This is a genomic window from Lewinella sp. IMCC34191 (assembly GCF_003390935.1).
Lineage (GTDB): Bacteria > Bacteroidota > Bacteroidia > Chitinophagales > Saprospiraceae > Neolewinella.
Window position 1 is genome coordinate 1 of sequence record NZ_QNQZ01000014.1, and the last position, 21,446, is coordinate 21,446.

General features: G+C 60.0%; 16 protein-coding genes. 2 read left to right on the forward strand and 14 right to left on the reverse strand.

What is annotated here, in order from left to right:
* Nucleotides 1-435: 435 nt before the first annotated feature.
* The 9 genes from DRW39_RS20185 to DRW39_RS20225 all read right to left on the reverse strand — a co-directional run bounded on the left by DRW39_RS20185 (nt 436) and on the right by DRW39_RS20225 (nt 8,653).
* Nucleotides 436-1,581, reverse strand: coding sequence for a tyrosine-type recombinase/integrase (locus DRW39_RS20185; RefSeq protein WP_116108902.1), 1,146 nt, complete (start codon nt 1,579-1,581; stop codon nt 436-438).
* Nucleotides 1,582-1,922: 341 nt separating this feature from the next.
* Nucleotides 1,923-3,083, reverse strand: a complete 1,161-nt coding sequence (locus tag DRW39_RS20190) for a patatin-like phospholipase family protein (protein ID WP_116108903.1) — start codon at nt 3,081-3,083, stop codon at nt 1,923-1,925.
* Nucleotides 3,084-3,131: 48 nt separating this feature from the next.
* The gene (locus DRW39_RS20195; RefSeq protein ID WP_116108904.1) at nt 3,132-3,821 is read right to left on the reverse strand and encodes a DUF5995 family protein; all 690 of its coding nucleotides are present in this window, start codon (nt 3,819-3,821) and stop codon (nt 3,132-3,134) included.
* A 63-nt stretch (nt 3,822-3,884) separates the two neighbouring features.
* Nucleotides 3,885-4,790: a helix-turn-helix domain-containing protein gene (locus tag DRW39_RS20200; protein ID WP_116108905.1), complete on the reverse strand. Its 906-nt coding sequence runs from the start codon at nt 4,788-4,790 to the stop codon at nt 3,885-3,887.
* A 12-nt stretch (nt 4,791-4,802) separates the two neighbouring features.
* On the reverse strand, nt 4,803-5,693 hold the full coding sequence (locus DRW39_RS20205) for an NmrA family NAD(P)-binding protein (RefSeq protein WP_116108906.1): 891 nt from the start codon (nt 5,691-5,693) through the stop codon (nt 4,803-4,805).
* Nucleotides 5,694-5,815: 122 nt separating this feature from the next.
* On the reverse strand, nt 5,816-6,409 hold the full coding sequence (locus tag DRW39_RS20210) for a hypothetical protein (RefSeq protein WP_116108907.1): 594 nt from the start codon (nt 6,407-6,409) through the stop codon (nt 5,816-5,818).
* A 54-nt stretch (nt 6,410-6,463) separates the two neighbouring features.
* On the reverse strand, nt 6,464-7,486 hold the full coding sequence (locus tag DRW39_RS20215) for a hypothetical protein (protein WP_116108908.1): 1,023 nt from the start codon (nt 7,484-7,486) through the stop codon (nt 6,464-6,466).
* A 43-nt stretch (nt 7,487-7,529) separates the two neighbouring features.
* A complete protein-coding gene (locus DRW39_RS20220; RefSeq protein WP_116108961.1) occupies nt 7,530-8,114 on the reverse strand; it encodes a DUF2911 domain-containing protein in 585 nt (194 codons plus the stop codon).
* Between the two features lie 47 nt (nt 8,115-8,161).
* Nucleotides 8,162-8,653, reverse strand: a complete 492-nt coding sequence (locus tag DRW39_RS20225; RefSeq protein ID WP_116108909.1) for a DinB family protein — start codon at nt 8,651-8,653, stop codon at nt 8,162-8,164.
* A 135-nt stretch (nt 8,654-8,788) separates the two neighbouring features.
* Here DRW39_RS20225 and DRW39_RS20230 point away from each other — a divergent pair, with 135 nt between their 5' ends.
* Nucleotides 8,789-10,648, forward strand: coding sequence for a gliding motility-associated C-terminal domain-containing protein (locus DRW39_RS20230; protein WP_157976262.1), 1,860 nt, complete (start codon nt 8,789-8,791; stop codon nt 10,646-10,648).
* A gap of 9 nt (nt 10,649-10,657) precedes the next feature.
* Here DRW39_RS20230 and DRW39_RS20235 read toward each other — a convergent pair whose 3' ends face one another.
* The 4 genes from DRW39_RS20235 to DRW39_RS20250 form a co-directional block, all read right to left on the reverse strand.
* Nucleotides 10,658-13,423: a MopE-related protein gene (locus DRW39_RS20235; RefSeq protein WP_116108911.1), complete on the reverse strand. Its 2,766-nt coding sequence runs from the start codon at nt 13,421-13,423 to the stop codon at nt 10,658-10,660.
* 183 nt (nt 13,424-13,606) lie between these two features.
* Nucleotides 13,607-14,284, reverse strand: a complete 678-nt coding sequence (locus DRW39_RS20240) for a phytanoyl-CoA dioxygenase family protein (RefSeq protein WP_116108912.1) — start codon at nt 14,282-14,284, stop codon at nt 13,607-13,609.
* A 15-nt stretch (nt 14,285-14,299) separates the two neighbouring features.
* Nucleotides 14,300-15,472 (reverse strand): T9SS type A sorting domain-containing protein, encoded by a 1,173-nt coding sequence (locus DRW39_RS20245; RefSeq protein WP_116108913.1) that lies wholly within the window; start codon nt 15,470-15,472, stop codon nt 14,300-14,302.
* A 12-nt stretch (nt 15,473-15,484) separates the two neighbouring features.
* Nucleotides 15,485-16,954, reverse strand: a complete 1,470-nt coding sequence (locus tag DRW39_RS20250; RefSeq protein ID WP_116108914.1) for a formylglycine-generating enzyme family protein — start codon at nt 16,952-16,954, stop codon at nt 15,485-15,487.
* 757 nt (nt 16,955-17,711) lie between these two features.
* On the opposite strand from DRW39_RS20250, the gene DRW39_RS20255 reads away from it, so the two are divergent.
* On the forward strand, nt 17,712-19,529 hold the full coding sequence (locus tag DRW39_RS20255) for an RICIN domain-containing protein (protein ID WP_116108915.1): 1,818 nt from the start codon (nt 17,712-17,714) through the stop codon (nt 19,527-19,529).
* Nucleotides 19,530-19,605: 76 nt separating this feature from the next.
* On the opposite strand, the gene DRW39_RS20260 is transcribed toward DRW39_RS20255, so the two are convergent.
* On the reverse strand, nt 19,606-21,177 hold the full coding sequence (locus tag DRW39_RS20260) for a glycoside hydrolase family 30 protein (protein WP_116108916.1): 1,572 nt from the start codon (nt 21,175-21,177) through the stop codon (nt 19,606-19,608).
* Between the last annotated feature and the right edge of the window lie 269 nt (nt 21,178-21,446).

Sequence of the window (21,446 nt, forward strand, 5' to 3'; positions counted from 1 at the left end):
GCCAACAGCATGATTCCTTATTTTTTGGATCGACCAGCCGTTCTGCGGGCTGCGGCGATCGTGCCTTATTTCCACCGGTGGTCGGGGTGAAAACCCCAGTGTGTTTTTGTCGCGTATGGCGCCCAACAATATCGCACCCGCATTGCGCATACGCACCCAATAGCGCCGCAATTATTGACGGGTGTACACCACAATCCGTACGTATCACGAAACTAAGCGATTCGCGTATTACCGGATTGACGGGTGTGCAACAATTGACGGGTGTGCGCGCCCACACGTAGGTATCCCGCAACGGATGGTATGTATTCCGTCAGCCGAACGATAACAAGGGAGCCCTAAACCAATTCGCTGCTTGGCCATGCTCGTCTCCTAGTCATCCTGCAAAAATTAGCTCTCCGCGTGCCGCGACGGGTGGTATGACGAATTGGCTCGTGGTCATAAATCATCCAGCGGACTATTTACCCGCCGGCGTTCCTGTCTGGATATGTGGGTATAGATTTCGGTCGTTCTACTGCTTGCATGCCCCAGCAGCTCTTGAATGTGACGCGTACTCACGCCCCGCTCTATCAGGTGGGTGGCATAGCTATGCCGCAGCGTGTGCACGGTCGCCAGGGGGTTCACCCCGCTATCCACCACCGCGCGCTTAAGGATCATTTGTACGCTACGCTCCGCGTACTGACCTCCGTGCTGCCCCTCAAATAGCCACCGTACGGGTCTGTACTCCGCCCGGTAGGCCGCTAGATCCGCCCGTATCGATCTGGGAAAGGTCACGTACCGGTCTTTCTTTCCCTTCGAGCACCGGATGAATATTTCCTGCCGATCCATGTGCAGATCCATCACTTGCAAGCGGCAGGCTTCTCCCAATCGCAAACCACAACCGTAGATCAATTTCAAAAGGCACCGGTGTTTGATGTTCTGCACCACCGCGAAGAGCCTCCTTACCTCCTCCGTGCTGAGCACCTGCGGAAGTTTCTGCGATCCGCGCGGCCGTAACTCGATGAACGACTTCTCTCGACCCTCGATGTGTTCCATCCAAAATTTTACGGCGTTCAACAACTGGTGCTGGCTGGACTCAGAAAATCGACCCTGCCGGCCCCGCTCGATGATGTACTGCCGCACGACCTCTACGTCCACCTGCTGGGGATCCAGGTGACGCCGGTCGTGGAAGAATCGACGAAGATGCGCCATATAGCCCTTCACCGTCCGCCAACTATACCGCCGTACCCGCAATTGATCCTCCGTACGAATCAAACGGTCCGCCCAGTGGTCGGGTAGGGGTAAGGCGGAATCTTCCTCAGTCGATCGCCGTTTCTCCTTTTCTACCGGTTTCTGCCTGTCCGGTTCCCCACCCCCGGCCTCCAAGGCATATGTCCATTCCAGTCGACCCGCGCTGCAGATCCTGTTCAGCTCGCGCAGCGTTCCGGGCCCCCTGTCCGCCGACCAATACTTACGCGAGCGATGGTACCGCAATCCCGGCACGTCACGGCAAACCTTCGTAAAATCCGGTATGTAATCCTTCGGCCGGAACACGTAACGCGTCTCCCGGCGACCGTCCACCTTTTGTATCAAAATGTTGCTCACCCGTCTGTTTTCAACAAATAAAAACAGAAAGGCCCGATCTATCCATCTTTAAACGTATATACTCGAATTTAAACGTTTATATACGGCTTCGCCCACCGTGTGTCGAATACGTTCGATCCGGAATGACAACCGGCTACCGGGTTTTCAGGTGGCATCTCCTCCAAGCTACGGAGTGTCTATCAATTTCCAACCCCATTACGCCCCCATTACCTGCGCCCCGCCGCCCTGTTTGGCTATCGGATTTCCGTACCCCTAGCCCCGTATTTAGTCTTTTACCCCTTCCTTCAATACCCCCGTACCCCGCACCCTCGCACCCTCGCACCCCGCACCTCGCACCCCCCCTAAACCACCGTAACCCCATCCCCCCCAGCATCATTTAAATGCCGCCGCAGCGCGATCTCCGCCCGCGCCCGACCGTGCGCCAGCCGGTACTCCACCTGTGGCCGACTCGCCGTCAGCGTATCGCCCAAGATGTTGGCTTCCGGTTGGATGACCATGGTATTAAAGAACTTGAGTGGATTGCCCCGTCCATTGGTGTCCGCGTCGTAGTCGTAGATGGGTTCGTCGGGTAGCTTGGCGCGGACCTGCTGCAGGATGTAGTTCTTATCCAGAAACTCGCGGATGTCGTTATTAAAGATCTCCGTAATGGCGATGTCGACGAGGGAGCGCAGGGCGATCTGGACGATGTTCTTATCCCGGAAGTCTTCCTCCGTCACCTTCCCCGAGCTGCAGTTGATGATGATGATCGTGTAGTCTTCCGGTGAGTCATCCTTGGCGATCTCGTCGATCACGTCCCCCAGGGGAGAGACATCCCGGATGCCCCCGTCCACCAGGCTTTCGGGGCTTCCCGCACTGTTATCCACTCCCTCCACCGGGCTCCAGACGATGGGCATGGCCGTGGACGCCAGCACCCCGTCGGCGAAATCGGTATCCGTCCTGAAGTCGTTCTGGCTCACCGAATAGTACCGACCGTCGCGGAGCGATACGAACCCACATTTGTACACGGTATCCCCGACCTTCTCCCGCTTGGCCAGCCCCAGCAGTTTTTGCCGCAGCGGGTCGTTGCTGGCTACCGATTTGAACTGCTGAAATTCCGTTTTGAGGGACCGCAGGATAGCCTTCCGGTTGAAGATGGCCCGGAACAAAATATTCTTCGTGGTTTCCGGAAAGTGTTTGCGCAGCGTATCCCACGTCAGGCTCAGTTCCAGTTCCGGGGTGGGGTCGCTTTGGTCGGTGTCCGTGTTGATGAAGTCGGACGAATAGATTTCGCTCACCCCGTTCTCGGCGACGTCCTCCCACAGCTGCAGCAGGCGTTCAAATTCACCGGTCGCCACCAGCAGGCCGTTCAGCGATCCCACCGAAACGCCGGCCACGATATCGAAGGAGAGGGGCGGGCGCTGTGGGGCGATTTGGTCCCAGTTCTCGCGCAGGTACTGGAGGGCACCGACCTGGAAGGCACCCTTAAAGCCGCCACCGGAGAGCACGAGGGCTATTTTTTTCATATCGCTGGGTAGTTAGGCTGCGGAAGGTAAGAATTTGGATACGGCCCGCTACACCGACCAAGCCAGCAATCTTCCGCGCCGCAACACATCCGCTTCCAATTCCTTCCGTAGCCGCTCGCGTCCCATTGCGTCCGTCTCGGTCAACAAGGTCCGGGCACGCTGCCAGACCTCCTCGCGCCAACGACGGATCAGGCCCGCGATGAGGTATTCGTCGAGCCGGCCGCAAGCCCGATCCAGCCAACCCATCACGGGATCGTTCGGGGCCAGGATCTGGTCCTGTACGCGGTCGATCGTACCGGCGATTACTTCGTTTACCCGACAGTGGTCGGCGTAGCGTATTTTTCGTTGCTCGGGTGGCAAGTCGTTCCATTCCCGCTCCAACATATCGCATAGCGTCAGCACCAGGTCGTAATTGATGTGGGCATTTACGCCCAGCAGAAGATGCTGCACCTCGCGCAGGTCCTGCTTGGCGCTTACTTCATGCACGTGCCGCCACACCTCCGGCACCCGGTCTCCACAGTCGTAGCAGGTCAGGGCGTCGAAGTAGTAGCCGGCAAAGCGGTGGAGGAGCTCGCTGATCCATTCCCGGTCGTGGAAGACGTTCGCGTCAATGGCTTCCAGCATGCCCCCGGTCATCATCCGGTAGCAGCCGAGGAAGACATGGCGGGCGTCGCCGGTCGACTTCCATTCGTTTACCCGGCCGTCCATCCGCTGGAGTATGTCCGTTTGTTGGTCCATCGCAGTGGAAGATAAGCACCCCCGGCTCTTTTTTGGGCAGAGCCGTGAAACGAAACGGTCCTGTTAATTGAACTCGCCCCGGAAGGCCGAAGGCGACTGCCCCGTTTTAGCCTTGAAGAATTTACTGAACGACTGCGGATGCCGGAAGCCCAGGCCGTAAGCTACTTCGCTCACCGTATGCGCACCTCCCGCCAAGTCCGCCTTTGCCCGATCAATGAGGCGGGCGTGGAGGTAGTCCTGCGCGCCGTGCCCCGTGACCATCCGCAGTACCTCACTCAAATACCCGGGCGATACGTGAAGTTTTCCGGCCACCTCCTGTACGGAAGGTAAACCGACGCGCGCCAGATCGCCCGTCCGGAAGTAGGCGAAAACGGCCTCTTCCAGCCGGGCGATCAGCGCGTGGTTCTCCTTCTTTCGCGTCAGAAACTGCCGCCGGTAGAAGCGCTCCGCGTAGTTCAGTAGCCCGGTCAGCTGGGTCACGACAATATCCTGGCTGAATTCGTCCAGGTTCCCCGCAAATTCCCGCCGGATGTTATCGATGATCGACAGAATGATCTCCTCCTCCCGGTCCGACAAGTGCAGCGCTTCGTGCACCGCGTACCCGAAGTACTCGTAGCGATGAATTCCCTCCGCGAGGGGCGTTCCGTACAGAAAGTCGGGGTGGACCATGAGTACCCAGCCCCGGGTCTGGGCGTCATCCTGCAGTTCGATCGTATACGTCTGCCCCGGGGCCGTGAAGAACATCAGGCCTTCGTCGAAGTCGTACGCCTGTCGCCCGTATTTCATCATGACCCCCGCGTCGCGCTTCAGGCCCATCAGGTAAAATCCATTCTGCAGGCTTTTCAGCCGCACCGTCCGTTCCAGCCGCATATCCTCGAAGCGGGCCACGCTCACCAGCGGGTGGACGGGCGACGGCAGTCCACAGTTGGCGTGGTACTGACTGATGGTCTCGGCACGGTACAGGGGCATGGGCGGAGCAGGTTACGCGTTTCGGTAAGCGGCGGCGAATTCGGGAGCGTAGTCCTCGAGTTTAACGTTACCCGCCTCCGCCGGTTTGTTAGCCTGAAACTCCCGTCCCAGTCGGCCGCTGTGGATGCTGGCGTACAGGTCGGTGAGGTTATCGGCCAGCCCTTCCGGCATCCCGGTACCCAGCAGGCCCCGCTTCATATCCGCGTCCGGAACAACTACCCATTCCAGGTCGGGTTTACCGATGGCCGCACCCAGCACTTGGGCTACCTCGTCGCCTGTCCGTTCGTCGCTGTATACGTAGCGGATCTTCCGGTGCTCCCCGGGGCGGTCCACCTCTTCGGAAATTGCTGCCGCGATATCCCGGGGCGAAACCAGCGGAATGCTGTTCGGCCCGCCGTAGTTCGCCAGGATCTTTCCGGTGGCCTTGATGGTGCCGATGAAGCCGAGAAAGTTATAGTAGAAGGACGTGGGCCGGATGAAGGTCACGTCGGTTTCCGCCAGTTCTTTCAGGGTTTCTTCCACGTAGTGGGCGCCCAGGATGTTCCCCGTGCCATGGTCCAGTTCCGCGCCGAAGCTACTGAGGTAAATGACCCGCGGCACGCCGGCTTCGCGGATGGCGCGGGCGTAATTCTCGCCGACCTCCCGGTAGAATCCGACCAGATCGGAGGCATGGCGCATGTCCGGCGGCACCATGGCGTAGAGTAGGTCGGCGCCAGTAAACGTGTGGGTGAGAAAAGAAGCGTCGTTTAACGACCCGATAGCCGCCCTAACGCCTAGTTTCACGATCTCCGCCCGGCGGCTCTCCGAGCTGCTGATCACGGTGAGGGTATGTCCCTTAGCGAGTAGCTCTTCGGTGAGGGGGCGGCCGATGTGTCCAAGGGAACCGGTGATGATAATATGCATGGTATAGTCGTTTTGATAATTATACCTAGCAAACACCCCCCCTCCCGCCGGGACGTAGCCGAATCCGGGCGCCACCAAGCCGAATACAGGCTTTTCGGGCGGCGGAGCGCAGGTAGAAAGCCTTATCGAAAACGGACCATTTTATAATGCAATTCCAGCAACCGGAACCCGAAAAAGCGTAGGTGGTGGTCGGCCCGTAGCACCCCCTCATCGTCTTCGTATACCCGGATCCATTCGTGCATGGCCCGCACGAACCTGGCCCACCATCTGCCCCGCCTGTCCGTCACCGTAAAGTAGAAACCGTTCGCTCCGAAGTAGCGGCCGTCCGAGCGCAGGAGCAGGGAGCCATCCGCCTCGATAACGCGGTCCATCACGACCGAGGCACTGCCGTTGGGCAGCGGGAAGATGACTTTGAGGAGCGGATGATCGTAACGCGGATGCGCGCAGGCCGTGTACACCCCCGAGTAGATCACGTCACCACTGCGCTTAATGATGCGGTACCAAATGGTATAGCGCACCGTGCGGCTGACGGGATCCCGAAGCTTAATGACCCGGCTACGCAGTCCCATCGCGGTATCCAGCGGGTTGAGCGGCAAATTGAGCTGCTGCAGGCGCCGGCTGAAGATGCGGTTGAGCAGCCAGGCATCCCGAACGGGATCGATCCGCCGGCCGGTCGTGCGTACCCAGAACTGGGTGATATCGTCTTGCCACGCCATAATTCGTGTGGTAGGGTCTAGAAAAGCCAGGCCCTCTGCCGGGCCGGAACTCGGTCAGTGCGTCGGGTCGAGCAGTTTATTCAGGGCGGTAACAAGATAGCGCAGGTCATCCGTCATATCGGCGAAGATCAATTCGCCGGTCTTGTACAGATCGACGCTGAGGCTGAATAGCTGCACGCGGTGCCCCTGCTTCGTATCAAACCAGACTTCTCCCCTGACGAAGGAATGGGAGCCCCCCGCTACCAGATCCACGCGGTGATCGAAGGTTCGCAACCCTTCCATACTGTAAGCTTTGCCTAGCAACAGGGTAGGCCGCACCTTAATGATGCCATCCTTCGGCCATACTTCAAAAGACTGTTTACCGGTAACCTGCCCACGCTTACCACCCCGCACTATTACTTTACCGTCGCGAACGCTCCGACGAAAATGAGTCGGTCGGTAGTCCCGCAGATCCGTGATGTCATAGGTGGTCGGGCTTTCGGCTCCGTACCGGGTCGGCGGTGAGGCTTGTCTCAGGACATGCACCTGCTTGTGAGCGGTAGGGCGGTAGGTCTTCGACTCGGGTATCCCCAGGATTTCCTGCACATCGGAAACGAAGTCGCGCTGCGCCCGCGCCGGTTCCTCGATAAGGTAAAATTCGAAAGCCGGTCGTTCGTCCGGATAAAGGAGGAACTTGTACCTATCGCCCGAACGGAGGAGTGTAAGTCGGTGCAGCCGACCGGCCGGAATATGCTGCACCGCCGATTCCGGCCCGTGGTAGGTGGAGATGCCTTCGGGAGTGAAGACTATTCGCTCCTTTGGATACGTCGGTTTTCTGGCTCTCCGGAGATTGAACAAGGTCGCGGTCGCGGCCAGCACGATCAGTAAGGCACAAATTACTCGTATCGCCTCGCTCTCCTGCCACCATCCCGCAAAGCGGCATCCCAACCAAATGGCGACGGTAACCAGCAGGATGGCTCCGTTGGTCCGCACCATCGACCAGTAGTTGTTCCGACCGCGTAATTCGATTCGCCGGGGTGGGTCGTATCCCACCGCTCGGACAACGAAGCTGACGAAGAAATCATCCGGGAGGATCAAGGGTATCGCGCATTAGAGGGGCTGTCAGACGATGAACGAGCCCTTACTCCACCACCGCGATAGCAAACGGCACTTTAAGCTCCTCCCAGTGCAAATAGGCCTCGGTAGAACTAGCCGTATTATCGTCGAAACCGAAGGTGAGCCATTCCTGCATAGGCGCTTCCTCCGGAGAAACTTCCACGCGCAGGGCATCCTGGCTTTCGTCGTACTGGTAGCTGCCCCAGATGTCGCTGACCTTATTGAAGATGACGGTCCACTCGCCTTCCTCGGCGGGGATCATGTGCAGGCCGTAGGTGCCCGCGGGCAGCATTTCGCCCTCTACCATGACATCCTTGCTGAAGGTGACCGTTGTATTCTCGTTGGCGCCCGCCCGCCAGGGGAAGGGTTTATCGTTGGAATATTTGTTGCCTTCCGCCATGCCGTAGGGGACGATTCCGCCCCAGACGGTCCGCCCCTTTACGGCCGGACGACTGTAGTTAAAGGTGATTTCGGTGTCGGCTCCGAGGGTCTGGCTCGCGCTGGCGGCCGGGCTGGCCCGCACCTCGCCGTTCTGGGCCGACAGGCCGGCCGTGAAGAGCGTGAGCAGGAATACCAAACAAACAGAGGATAGGCGGGTGATCGTAAGCATGGCGTATTCGTTGGTAAAACAGATGAAGGTTGTACCGCCCAAGATAATCAATGCCGGCCAGCCGCTGAGCGTATGATATCGGTATCGACGGGGGTGTAGCCTAATTCGCGGCTCAGCGACAGAATCTGCCCCTTATGGTGAAACTCGTGGGTCATGACGTGGGTGAAAATCGCCAGACGGGTCACGCTGCCCCTCTTGCCATCCCGCTCGTAGAAGATATCGCTTTCCGGGTGTGCATCGTCGTTCAGCAAGCGGAAGACGGCCGCATCGATGGCCGTGAATAACCCGACTATCTGTTCGACCGTTTCCACCTCCCGGTAGTCGGTGTAGGACACGTCCGCTGACAGGCCTACTTCTAGCACCCAGTATTGGTAGGTATTCACTACGTGCACCAGCAGACTGCGCATACTGCCGCCATTGCCGAAGGAAGGGCTGGGACGAAGGAAATCCTCGGCGTCCAGGCTAGCGCAGTAAGCAAACAAGACCTGCCGGGAGGCCAGGGTGGCCCGGTACTGGGAAATGCAAAGGGAATGGGACATGTTGTCGCGGTTGACCGACGAAGACTATTCGCCCCAGTAAGTTACGTCCCCCCACCGCCATTCCCTGATTTCGGTGCCGCAGCGGACGACGATGGTTTATCTTTAGCAGAATACCCCCACGTAAACCGAAAAGCGTTGTACCTGCGCCCCGCCGCCCTCTTCTTTCTTCTTCTGCTTGCCGGGCACTCCATGTGGGGCCAGGAATGCACCGGTAATCTGGGGGAAAACATCTTCACCGACGGTGACTTCGGCAGCGGCACCGCCAACGTGCTCACCCCCGATCCCCGCATCGCCCCCGGTTTTACCTACACGACCTACCCACCGCCAAACGACGGATCGTACACCATTACCAACAACACCGGTCTCTGGAACAACATCTTCAATACCTGGCGGCAGTTCGGCGATAACAGCGACGACCCCAATGGGTACATGATGCTCGTCAACGCCAGCTACGAACCCGGGCTCTTCTACGAGCAGGAAGTCACCGGGCTGTGCGAGAATACCCTCTACCAGTTTTCCGCCGACGTCACCAACGTCGTTCAACGCGGCCATAATCAGTTGCTCCCCAACGTCTCCTTTTTGCTAGACGGGGCGGAATACATCAACACCGGCTTCATTCCCGAAGACGCCACCTGGAAAACCTACGGCTTCACCTTCACGACCCTGCCGGGCCAGACCTCCCTCACCCTGGCCCTGCGGAACAACGCCCCCGGTGGTGTCGGCAACGACATCGCCCTGGATAACATCAGCTTCCGCGCCTGCGGCCCCGAGGCCCTGATCCAGCCCGAAAGCGCCGTCTCCATCTGCGAGGACGGCATTCCCCTATCCCTCACCGCCACCATCAACGGCGACCAGTTTCCCAGCCCCGCCGTGCAGTGGCAACGCAGCCCCGACGGCGGCAATACCTGGGAAGACCTCTCCGGGCAAAACAACCTTACCCTGGTGGAGGGAGGACTACCGGCCGGCCGCTACGCTTATCGCTACCTGGTAGCCAATAGCCCGGCCAACCTCGCCAGCTCCAAATGCCGCATCGTATCGAACAGTAAGGAAGTCCGGGTTCTCCCCCTGCGGTACCCGGTTACCGATACCATTTGCGCCGGCTTGAGCTTCCCGGTCGGGGATAAGGAATACCGCACCACCGGCAACTATACCGATACCCTCATCTCCTCGCTCGGCTGCGACAGCATCGTACAGCTTAATCTGCAGGTCGTTCCCGATCCCGGTCTGCGCGAGGGGCTGGACCTCGAGGATCCCTCCTGCTCCTACCGCAAGGACGGAAGCGCAACCCTTTCCGGAGTGACCGGGGGCGTGGCGCCCTATACCTTCACCTTCGCCGGTGGAGCATACGAAGTCGGTGAGTCGATCGACTCCCTAACCGAGGGCAGCTACGCCTACCGGGTGACGGACCGCTACGGTTGCTACACCGAAGACAGTATCCGCCTCGTCAGTCCTTTCCCCTTCACCGTAAACCTGGGCCCGGATCATTCGCTCGTGCTGGGCGAATCCGTGACCCTGCCGGTGCAGACCAGCCAACCCATCACCACCTACCGGTGGCTTCCGGAGGGCCTGGTCGACTGCGATTCAACCTGCCGTGCCGTCGAGGTACTGCCCCCGCGATCGGTCACGCTATCGCTACGGGCCACCTCCGCGACCGGTTGCGTAGCTGCTGATTCGGTCCGGTTTTCGGTCATCGAGGAACGGCTGGTCTATATCCCGACCGCCTTCTCCCCCAACGGAGACGGCCGAAACGACCGCTTCGCGGTTTTCGGTCGGGCTCCGAATGTCCTCGCCGTCGCCAGCTTACAGATTTACGACCGCTGGGGCGCGCAGATTTTCAGCGCCACGGACCTCGCCGCTAACAACGAAGCGGACGGCTGGGACGGTACCCTCGGAGGCGACCTGGCACCACCGGGCACTTACGTGTACGCGACCGATGTGCTCTTTCTGGATGGCGTGACCCGGTCCTATTCCGGGACGCTTACGCTGATTCGGTAGGGGTAGGATCTACCGCCCCGTCAGCACGACCCGCCGAACGAGTCCGGCACCGGTAGCAACGCTTCGTACCCGAAGGGAGTAGACGCCCGCCGGATAAGTTCCTACCGGTAGGCGGAGCTTGCCTACGAAATCGGCATCTACCAGGTGACGGCCGCTGGCGTCCACCAGTTCGGCGTGCAGGAGCTTATGGTCGTGGTACTCCAACTGCAACCACTCCCCGGCGGGGTTAGGGTAGACCTTGAAGGTTCCGGCGAGCAGGTTGACCGTACCCGTGGATATCTTCTTCAGGTTGCCGTCGCAGTTCTCGTCGATGTCGTTACCGACGATCTCTTCCGCACCGGGGTGGATGGCCGCGTCCTCGTCGTTGCAGTCGAGGTAGAAATGGTACTTGTCGCCGTCCTTATCCAGCTCCGATACCATCGTGGAGATAACGGTATTCGTGATGACCGGGGCATTGCCGTCGAAGTAGATCGCCACGTTATTCTTGACCACGGTGAAGTCTTCCAGGTCCGGGCGCGTCCGGATGTCGAAGGTCACGAAGCCCTGGCTGCCGGCAAGATTGGTCGTGCTGTCGGGCAGGTAGATGTCCTCAAAGCGGAAGACGACCCGGCCGGCCTCGTACCACTTCACCGTGTAGGGGTGGCTGGCGGCGACCTCCCGGAAGGTGGACAGGTCGTGCAGTACGGTCAGCTCGTCCTCGACGAGTACGGTGTAGGCGGTGTCGTTGCCCGTATTTTGGAAGCGAACCGTGTAGGTGATGGTCTCGTCCAGTTGGGTATAGTTGCTGTTCGACGGTTCCTTCCGGTTGGGGCTCACGAGCATATCGTTGGGGTCGTAGGCGCAGCGCAGCTCTTCGGTGTAGATGTCCGCCACGGTTGCGGTCAGCTGACCGGCGGTGGTGCCGGTGGCGGTGGCTTCCAGCGTCACATCGGTACCGGTGGCCGTTTCGTCGGGCGTGGCCACTTCCAGCAGGGCGTACCAGGTCTGGCCGGGCTGTAGCGTATCGAAGGTGTACGTCAGGGTTTGCCCGGACTGTCCGGTAGCGGCCGGCTTCGACTCGTTGAAGGTCATCCCCTCGGGCAGCGTCAGCGTGGTGGTACCCGCCAGCGGCAGGCAGCCGTCGTTCAGGATGGTGAGCCACACGGGAATGTCGGAGTTGCACCGCATGCGGCCGGTATTGACCAGCAGGCGTAGCTTGGCGGCGGACTCATCCGGCTGGAAACCGAATACGATCGACGGTGGAGCGGCCACGCTAAAGGTACCGGTGTAAGTTTCGGTGGGTGTGGTGCGGCTGTAGCATTCGAGTGGGTCGGTGGTGACCGAGTAGGCATCACCGTGCGCGATCGGGTAGGAGAATTTTCCATCCTCGTCGGTAAAGACTTTCTCCTCGCCGTTGAAGACGGCCATATTGGGTAGGCCGGGCTCTCCTTCGTCCTGCGTACCGTTGCCGTTATCGTCGCGGAAAGCCATGCCGGAGAGTACGTCCAGCTCGTCGACCGTCACGTAATGAATCTCCTGGCCAGCTACGCCGTCGGTGGCGGCAAAGTAGAGTCGGTTACCGATGACGGCCAGTCCGGGATCGGCACTGTTATTGGAGCGGTCAGCGGTGACTTCCTGTAGGACTTCCGCTACGGGATCGAAGAGGTAGAGAGGTTGATTGGGAGAGAGGAAGGCTACGAAGGACCCCAGCAGCGCGAATTCCTGTGGGCCCGCGGCATCCATGGCGGCGATGGCCCCGATGTCGCGCGTGCCGGCTACGGTGCCGTCGCTGCGGCCCAGTACCCACTGGCCGAAGTTATCGGCGCGTGCGTATACGACTTCGTCGTCGCTAATGCGGAAGATCTTGGTCGCTAGATGTTGGTTAGCCGGAGCACTTACCAGCGCGGTAGCCGCACCGCCTGCGTAGTCCACACCGTAAAGCGTACCGTCTTCCCCGAGGGCTACGAGCCGGCCGCTCAGCTCCTCGGCCACGGCGGGGCGGATGGTTTTCGCGTGGGTGGCTCCACCTCCGTTGAAGGTAAAGAAGCGGCTCACGGATCGCTCGTCGGCACCCATATAGCGAAGCACGAGCCGGCTGTCGAGTCGGGTAAAATCGAGGGTGGCCGTCGTTTCAATGGTTCCCAGGTTGATGACATTCCCGGTCGCGACGTCGTAGGCGGCGGGGCCGGAGCCTCCGTCCTGAAAGCGCGCGAAGTAGATGTGCCCGTCCAGTTGGGCGATGCTGCCGCTCAGGGGCTGGGCGGTGGAGGCCAGGGTATCGGCCAGCACGACGGTAGCCGTTTCGTCGATCGGATTCAGTTCGAGCAGGTGGCGTACATGACGGTTGAGTTCGGCGTCCTGCCGTTCGCGGATCACGTAGAAGTTGTCACCGCTCCTGATCGGTTCCGTGTACCGGAATCCTTCTTTGTTGATCTGGTCGAACTTCAGCTGCCGGGGGTAAGGCAACCGGCCGTCCACTTTGACGTAATAGCCCTTTCCCTCGTGGGGGTAGTAGAAGTAGAATTCCTGGCCGCGGTTTCCGAGGTTCACAAGCCCGCTCCGGAAGCCGACATCCCCCTCGCCCGCGAAGCTGACGGTGGTGGAAGCGGATCCGCTGGAGAGGTAATTCACGTCGCCCTCCACGGCCCAGAACAGCTTTCCGCCCAGGGCACCGAGCTCCAGGATCTGCTTATCCTCGCCGTCGGGCTGGATGTCGAGGATACCGACTTCGTGCTGGATGCTTTGTCCGGCCAGCAAAAGCGGCAAAAAGAACAGGGGGAACAGGTAAAATTTCATCAATAGGGTAAGCTTACGGGCGCCCGGGGAGGTGAAGAACCACGGTCGAATAATCGACACCTATACGTTCTTCCCTTAAAAAACTACGGGACGCTGATTTCACGAGAGATGCTATTAGAACGACTTATCCCCTCCGATTATTTCGGCAATAGATTTGGGCGACGGAGCGCAGGTAAAGACATGTCAGGGAATAAGGACGGCCTCGTTCCACCTCAGCGTTCCCGGCAAAACGGCGTCCGTACACTCCAGGTGGATGACCCGGCGGTTGCGGGCATTTTCCGTGCGACGTGAAGCGTGCAGGGTCAGCGGCTTCATCAGCAATAAGCCGCCCTCCGGGACCACACAGATCTCTTCCGGCTCGGTCTTCTGCCAGTCCTTCATCGTTACGATCCCTTGCGTGTGCGAGCCCGGGATTACCCGCAGGGCGCCGTTGGCTTCCGTGCAGGCATCGAGATGAATGCGCACCGTAACTACACGCTGTAGCAGGTCCACCGGGGGCTGGACTACGGCATGCCCCCGCACGCTTCGCCAGTTCACAAATCCGGGGTGATTCTCCCGTTCGGCAAGGTTTACCGTTAGGTCCTGGTGCCAGTTGACGATCCAGTTGGCATCGGGTGGTTTATCGAAATAGATCGAGCGAATAACGCGTGCCCCGGAGGGCAGCAGGCCGTGCAGCAGCTCGCGAAGTCCGTCCGTAAAGATTAAGGGTATCAAGCGCGGTGCCCGGCGCAAGATCTCCCGCACGCCGAATGCCCGTTCAATACCGGCCTCGGCAATGGCCGCTTTAATCGCCGCGATCTCTTCCGCGCTGTAAGCCCGCTCGACAATCGCATACCCCCGTGCTTCCAGTTGGTCCGGCATCGGGGACAAAGGTACTTACCGGCCCACCAGCAGCACCTTCACCCGTGATCGACCTGCCCCGTCCGTAGCGCGGATCAGGTAGGAACCCGGCGGCAGGCGGCGGGGGAAGACGATTTGCTCGTCCTGCGTCCCAGCCGGGACGGTGGTTTCCGTTAGCTTCCGCCCCTGGTTATCGTACACTTCAACGGTCAGGGGTCCGGCACCCTGGTCGGGCCGCAGTTGAAAGTGGGTGCCCGTGCCGGGGTTGGGGTAGAGGACAAAATCCCAGTTGGTGGCCTCCGCGCCGCGTTGAATCGGGACGAAATCGCTAAACGTTAGGGCGCCATCGAAATCGGTGACCCGCAGCCGGTAGTAACTGGTGCCGGACAGGGGCGCATCGTCCTGCAGGCTGTACGTACGGCGTTCGCCGGGTAGGGTAAAGCCGGCGGCGGCCAGATTACCCACTTCGTCCAGCTTGCTGCCATCCGTGGTTCGTTGTACGGTAAAGTAGTCGGTATCCACCTCGTCTTCCGTTTCCCACTCCAGCAGGATATAGGTGCCGTGATCGGTGGCGTCGAAGCGAACCAGGGTGAGCGGGAAGGGGATAAAACTAAGCACCCGTTCGGCCTGACTGTGACCGTCCCCGATTCCGCCGCCGTACAGCATCGCCAGGCTCGTACCGGTCAGTCCGCTAGCGGCAATGAAGCTGCGATCGTGACCGTCGCCCGCGCCGCCCGCGTACAGCATCAACGCGGTACCGCCCGGGTTCAGCGCGTAGGTGGCGAAGCGCGTGTGGCCGTCGCCCGTGCCGCCGGTGTAGAGTGCGGTGACCGAACCACCTCCGGCGGTCACGCCCGGGAGGAGTTCCTGGTCAAAGCCATCCGCCGGGCCGCCCGCGTAGAGGACCGTCAACAAATTGCCGGTCAGGGTGGAGGCCGCCGCCAGTTGGCGGTCGTGGCCGTCGCCTCGTCCCCCGCCGTAGAGCACCAGCAAACCGGTGCCCGCGGTCACGACGTCGTTGAGCTGCAGGTGACCGTGGCCGTCGTCCGGCCCGCCGGTGTAGAGGGGGCGGACGCCCGCCGGCACGCCGGTGAGGTCGGCCTGCGTGGTGCGGCGCCCGTCGTGGCCGTCGCCCGGACCGCCGCCAAACTGCCCGGTCAGGGGAAGGGCACAAAGTCCCGTGAGGAAGATAAGGAGCAGGAAACGCATAAGGGGGGATTACTAGTTGGCGGTCCGCACCCCTCGGAAGCCGATCCGGTTGTTCCCTCCATTAGATACAGTAGCCCCGTCGCGGCGGTCGGCCACGCGCAGGTACTCGACTCGGTTGTAGAAGCCGGCGCCGCGGTAGGAGAATCCGGTGTCCGTGCTGGGCCAATCAAGTACATCGTGGACGCCGGAGGAGGCCAGCGTTCCGTCGCCGTGGCTGCCAGCAAAGGCGCGGCCGGCGGGGTTACCCACCGAGATGGCGCGCTCGTAGACGTTCCCCGACAGTTCCATGATCCCGTAGTAACTGCCCCCGGATTCTTCCCGCGTCTGGTTTACGGCGCTGGCCGCGTGGATCCCCACCCGGTTGGGTCCCGAGCCGTCGGACGTTTGGTCGTAAGTGGCGTTACCGACCCCCTCGGCGGGGTTTGATAAATGCTCCGTCGCCGTTCCACTATTCACCAGCACGTATTCCTGGGTGGCAATGGCGGCGGTGCCCCAGGCGAATTCTCCGGCAACGGGGGCAGCGGTACCCCGGCAGGCTTTTTCAAATTCAAGCTCGGTCATGGGCCGGAGCCCGGCCCAATCGAGAAAGGCCAGCACGCGCGCGTTGGAGACGTAGTTCATCGCTACATTAGGTAAGGTAGTCACGGCGTTGCCGGCGTCTCCCCAGGAGATGCCATTGCGCGCGCCTTCGTTGTCCGAACCTTTGCCCCCTGTTCCTGGGGCGGTGATGTCGTTGGTTACCTTGGCCGCATCGGAAAGGGTGTTGAAGAAGGCGACCCACTGGTCCTGGGAGACTTCGTACTTCATGCAGTAAAAAGCCCCGTAGCCCTTCGGAAAGGCTGCCGGTATGGGCCCGAGTCGGTCCCCCGCCCCGCCGATGTCTTCCGGGTAGTACAGGTTACCCGAGCTGGTGCCCACCGTGATCGCCGCCTCGGAGGTCACCGGGTAAGGCTGGGAGGGGATCGCCACCCGGTAGAATTCATTGCTCAGCGTGTCGCGGTCGCTAAAGACCGAGCCGAGGGAAAAGGCCGCCTGGGGTACGTACACCATCTCGGTGGCGAATACCTGCACGTCCACGATGTCGGCGTCACTTACCCCGTCGGCTCCGTAGTTCCACTGCAGCTGCAGGTCCTGCCAGTCCACGTCGCCGCTGCCATCGGCCGAGCGGTGGATAAAGGCGCCCAGGTTGTCCTCCACGGAAATGACGACGCCGCCCGGAGCGCTGCTGCCACCGGTGTTAAGCGTACAGTGCCGCCACGCCCCGTTATTCACGCGATATTTAGCGAATACCCAGGCGGCGTCGTAATTAGCCGGGCCCACGCTGATGCGCCAGCTGTTTTCCCAGCCCAGGTCGAATTGGATCTGCGTGGTTCCGTTTCCGGAGTTCTGCCCCGTCAGCGTCATGTTGGTAACCTCAATGATGTTAGCGAAGACCGTGCCGCAGAGTAAGCACAGGAGGAAGAGGTAAAAACTTCGGTCCATAGTGTGTTGTGTTGTGGACCTTTATGGTTGGCGAGCATCTCGCGTTACGCGACGGACAAAAATCACATACGACTCCATCCCTCTACGCGAGAAGCGTTTGAAAAGCGGCACCCTTAGCCTGACCCGACTGCTTTCGCCTGCCCGACTTCCGGAAATTGGTTTGCATACTTTGTTCGGATATTCAACTCAATACTATAGGTTTATATCAATAACATCAAATTTACCATATTATTTATTTGGCTTTTTTGAGTCAAACTTCGGTGTCCGATTTGCATTTTAGCTACGGGGGGTTATATTTGTATAAGCTACACTTATCAGAGACGTCTAGCGCCTTCCGTATTGCCGAATTCATTATACAGGCCACCATCACTTTTATCCTTCGCCGTCGACCAGTACGACCGCACCGGATAGTTTACCGTTTCCGGCCTGACAGCCCCCCTTATTAAACTTCCCCAGTTAGCGTGCGTAGCCCCGAGCCGACCGAATCATCGGCCCGCCTACCCTGCCGTTATTCGATTAGAGCTTGTTTGGACTTTGGCTTACTGGGCGAAAATGAGTCATTTTGCCACTGATCGAGGCACCGAAAGTGGATCGTAGCAGTGCTACGAAGCCACTTTCGGTAATGCAGAGCAGGGGGAAAAGGACCATTCTTAGGCCGATTGTTAAAGTCCAAACAAGCTCTTACATCGGGTAAGCAGCCCCCCATTGCCGGTACCATCCAGAAAACACCTTTTTCTCACATCCTTCAATCACTATCATGCAATTTAAATCTCTACTTCGCAGTATCGGCCTTACCATGGGCCTGTGCCTGCTCTTCAGCGTATGCCACGCGCAAGGCCTGGTAGATACTCCTTTCGGCTGGGCAACCAGCGGCGGAAGCGTTACCGGTGGCGGTAATGCGGCTCCGGTAACCGTCACGTCCAACTCGGCCTTCCGCTCCGCCGTGTCCGGCAGCAGCCCCAAAGTCGTCTACGTCAGCGGGACGATCGATCTTGGGGTGGCCAATATGGCCAACATCGGCTCCAACACCACCCTCGTCGGGCTGGGCAACAATGCCACCCTTCTCCACGGCGGCATCAAGCTCAGCGGGGTATCCAACGTCATCATCCGCAACCTCTTCCTCAAGGATGCCCGCGATCCCAACTGGCAGTGCGAAACGCCCACCGAGGGCGGACAACCCTCGAACTGCACGTCTTCCAACGCCGAGTACGACCTGCTGGTCATTCAGTCCCGCTCCTCCCGCATCTGGATCGATCACTGCTCCTTCGAGAACCACCAGACCAACGAGCTGGCCTACGACGGACAACTGGACATCAAAAACGGATCGGACTACATCACCGTATCCTACTGCGTTTTCTCGAACAGCCGCAAAACCAACCTGATCGGATCGTCCAATTCCGACACCGGAAACTACCGCATTACCTGGGCCTACAACTGGTGGAACGGTACCCGTAGTCGCAACCCGATGATCCGGCACGGGCGGGTTCATATGCTCAATAACTACTTTAGCAATATAGGGGATTACGCCATCGGCGTCCGCATCAATTCCCGCATCTACGCGGAGAGAAATTACTTTCTCAACGTTCGCAGACCGAGCACCCAGGGCGATGCCTCGGGGCAAATTCAGAACGTGGGGAATGCCTTCGTGAACAGCAATCCGAATAGCTTCGACGGGCAGGTGAGCAGCGTCGGGTGGACTCCCCCCTACAGCTACACCGCCCTCAGTGCCGGCCAGGTGCCGAGCCACGTTCAGGCTAATGCCGGCGCGGGAAAGCTCAGCACCGGCGGTGGCGGCGGCGGATCGGGCGACCCCTCGTGCGGCACCTGTGGCAGTGGGATCGTCGACGGTGGCGTTTACCGCATTACGCCGCGGCACGCCCAGGATAAAGCACTGGAACTCTATGATTTCAACTCCGCCAACGGGGCCAACGTCAATCAGTGGTCCTACTGGGGAGGCGAATACCAGCACTGGGTAGCCGAAGACCGCGGCAGCGGATACTGGAGCTTCCACCCGCTGACCGCCACCGGACGTGCCATGGACGTGTGGAATATCTCCCCGGATAACGGAGCTAACATCGCCATTTGGGACTACTGGGGCGGGCCCGGACAACGCTGGTCCTTTGCCAACGCCGGCAGCGGTGGCTGGGTACGGATCATTTCCGAAAATTCCGGAAAATGCCTGGACGTGGAGGGAAGTAGTGCCGCCGACGGTGCCAATCTGCTGCAGTGGGACTGTATCGGTAACGCGCAGAACCAGATGTTCCGCTTCCAGTCCGTATCCGGAAATCTCCGGCTCAACACCTTCGGAGCAGCGACAACGGCTAGCCCAACCGCTTCCGGTATTTCCCTCTTCCCCAACCCTACCACCCAAACTTTTGAGGTGCTGTTGCCCGAGGCGGTAACCGACGACGTCGAACTGCAGATTTTCTCGGGGGTCGGCCAGTTGGTTCGCCGTCAGCCGCTGCGGAGCCGGAAGGAACGTATCGACGTAGCCGACCTGCAGGCGGGTGTATACTGGGTAGAAGTTCGCGGGGCCCATGTCAGCCACCAACAAATCAAGCTCATCAAACAGTAACCGCTACCAAGCCGAAGGAGGCGGGTGGTCCGTTGGGCCACCCGCTTTTCTGTGCCGGACCGCGGCCCCTCTCTGTTTATCGGCTTGCCAACCGCCAAGTAACGACCGACCGGGCCGGAAGCACGTACGCGTCGGCGGTGGTGAACGTCCCGGCGTGGCGTAGGTCGTCCCCTTCGGCGTCGCTGGTGACGTACGCCCGAAAGTCGGCGTCGGTAGGGCCGCTTAGGCGAACCGGCTGCGGCTCCGGTCGCTGATTGACGAAGACGATCACCCGGCTACCGTCCTCGTTTTCGTAGGCGGAGACGATCACCCCATCCGGAAAAGCTTCTTCAGCCGGCGTACCGTCCGCAAGTTCGATCGAAAGACGGGTGGCGCCGGGGCGCAGGAAATAAGAAAAGTTACCCACGGTCCACAGCAACTTCGAGTCGTAGATTTCCCCGGCGAACTTATCGTCGTCGGTATACACCAGCCCGTCTTTATAGTTACCGTTGCTCACGCCCAGCCACCACTGCCAGGAGCTGGCGTTGGCGAACAGAAAGTCGGCCTGCATCACGCGGGCGAGGTACAGCGCCGGGTCCATACCGAGATCGCGGCCAGGACCTTTAACTTCCTCGTTGTCCTCCAGCAGGCAGTACTCGCTGGCCATGTATTCCAGATCGGGGTTGATCCGTTGCAGCGCCGCCCACGCCTGCTGCCGGGTGCGGACGAGGTTTTCCACCGGCCAGGTGGAGAAGTAATCGTGGACCGCTACCTCCGGCGCGAGGTGTTCCAAGTCACCCAGATACAGCTCGGAAGCCGGGTCGAAGAAAGCCCGTAGCTGGTCGCTCCGCTGCCGCGGCCCCTTGTCGGACTTATAGAGGTATTCCACCTGGGCGGTTTCGGCGATCTCGATCTCGGTGCCTTCGATCCCGGCCCGGGTGAAGGCGGCATCGATCTCCCGGGTTACGGCCGCCAGCTCGTCGTTGTCGTAGGGGGTCCCTTCCTGCTTGCAGCACATCCACTCCCACTGGGGCTCGTTGAAGGGGCTGAGGAAATCGAACGTAATGCCGCCTTCCCGCTCCATCCCCTGTACGATATCCACCAGGTAATCGGCGTAATCTCCATAGTACTCGGGTTTGAGATTGGATTCTTTACCATCCTCCGACCAGGCCTTCCCGTTGCGCGTCATCCACACCGGGGGGCTGTTAACGAAGCCGATGAAGGTTGTTAACCCGCGTTCCTTCGCTGCCTGTAGCATCCAGCGCTGTCCGGCGTGGCGCGACCAGTCGTAGGTGCCGTCGGGGTTCCCGAAGGACTCGGCCCGCCGCCACTCGCTGGTGATGCCGCTGCCGTCGCCCTGCGCCTGACTGCCCGCCCCGATGTTGAAGCGCCAGGCCGTGAGACCGATGCCGCGGGGGTTGCCGGCCTCGTCCGTTTCCGCGCTGAAGAGCCAGTCGGCGATCTGACTGCGCTGCTCCTCCGGCCAGTTTTCACCGATATACTGGATCGTCCAGGCATCGGAAGCGCCGAAGTTGTGGATGGTTTGGTAGCGGACGGCGGGGTCAAGGGTGTAGGTGAGTACCGCTTCGTCGGCCCCGGGTGGGGAGGGTACGCGACGGCAACCGAGAATCGAAACCGTTGCGATGAGCAAGAGAGAGCGAAGGATCATGGGTCTAATAAAGCCATTCTTTTCCTTTACCTGCTCAATTTCCTGCGCTCCGCCGCCAAAAATCTGCCTCAGGGAGTAACGATCTTAAAATCGATAGCATAAAGGGATACGCTACAAGTTTGCACGCAAAAAATGCTTTTGGAAATCCTATTCCATTTTATACGGACCAAAAGCGGATCGGTTGATTTTGCTTCCGTAGGCAGATCTTCGGTTCAAGCAAGGAATTACTCGTCATTAGCATTACTGGAATTATTCGGCCGCCGCTGATT

Bases quoted from the DNA above. Each gene is read 5' to 3' on its own strand.
- DRW39_RS20260 (WP_116108916.1), bottom strand. From the start codon at position 21,177: ATGATCCTTCGCTCTCTCTTGCTCATCGCAACGGTTTCGATTCTCGGT.
- DRW39_RS20190 (WP_116108903.1), bottom strand. From the start codon at position 3,083: ATGAAAAAAATAGCCCTCGTGCTCTCCGGTGGCGGCTTTAAGGGTGCC.
- DRW39_RS20205 (WP_116108906.1), bottom strand. From the start codon at position 5,693: ATGCATATTATCATCACCGGTTCCCTTGGACACATCGGCCGCCCCCTC.
- DRW39_RS20200 (WP_116108905.1), bottom strand. From the start codon at position 4,790: ATGCCCCTGTACCGTGCCGAGACCATCAGTCAGTACCACGCCAACTGT.
- DRW39_RS20195 (WP_116108904.1), bottom strand. From the start codon at position 3,821: ATGGACCAACAAACGGACATACTCCAGCGGATGGACGGCCGGGTAAAC.
- DRW39_RS20235 (WP_116108911.1), bottom strand. From the start codon at position 13,423: ATGAAATTTTACCTGTTCCCCCTGTTCTTTTTGCCGCTTTTGCTGGCC.
- DRW39_RS20225 (WP_116108909.1), bottom strand. From the start codon at position 8,653: ATGTCCCATTCCCTTTGCATTTCCCAGTACCGGGCCACCCTGGCCTCC.
- DRW39_RS20245 (WP_116108913.1), bottom strand. From the start codon at position 15,472: ATGCGTTTCCTGCTCCTTATCTTCCTCACGGGACTTTGTGCCCTTCCC.
- DRW39_RS20220 (WP_116108961.1), bottom strand. From the start codon at position 8,114: ATGCTTACGATCACCCGCCTATCCTCTGTTTGTTTGGTATTCCTGCTC.
- DRW39_RS20210 (WP_116108907.1), bottom strand. From the start codon at position 6,409: ATGGCGTGGCAAGACGATATCACCCAGTTCTGGGTACGCACGACCGGC.
- DRW39_RS20250 (WP_116108914.1), bottom strand. From the start codon at position 16,954: ATGGACCGAAGTTTTTACCTCTTCCTCCTGTGCTTACTCTGCGGCACG.
- DRW39_RS20255 (WP_116108915.1), top strand. From the start codon at position 17,712: ATGCAATTTAAATCTCTACTTCGCAGTATCGGCCTTACCATGGGCCTG.
- DRW39_RS20240 (WP_116108912.1), bottom strand. From the start codon at position 14,284: ATGCCGGACCAACTGGAAGCACGGGGGTATGCGATTGTCGAGCGGGCT.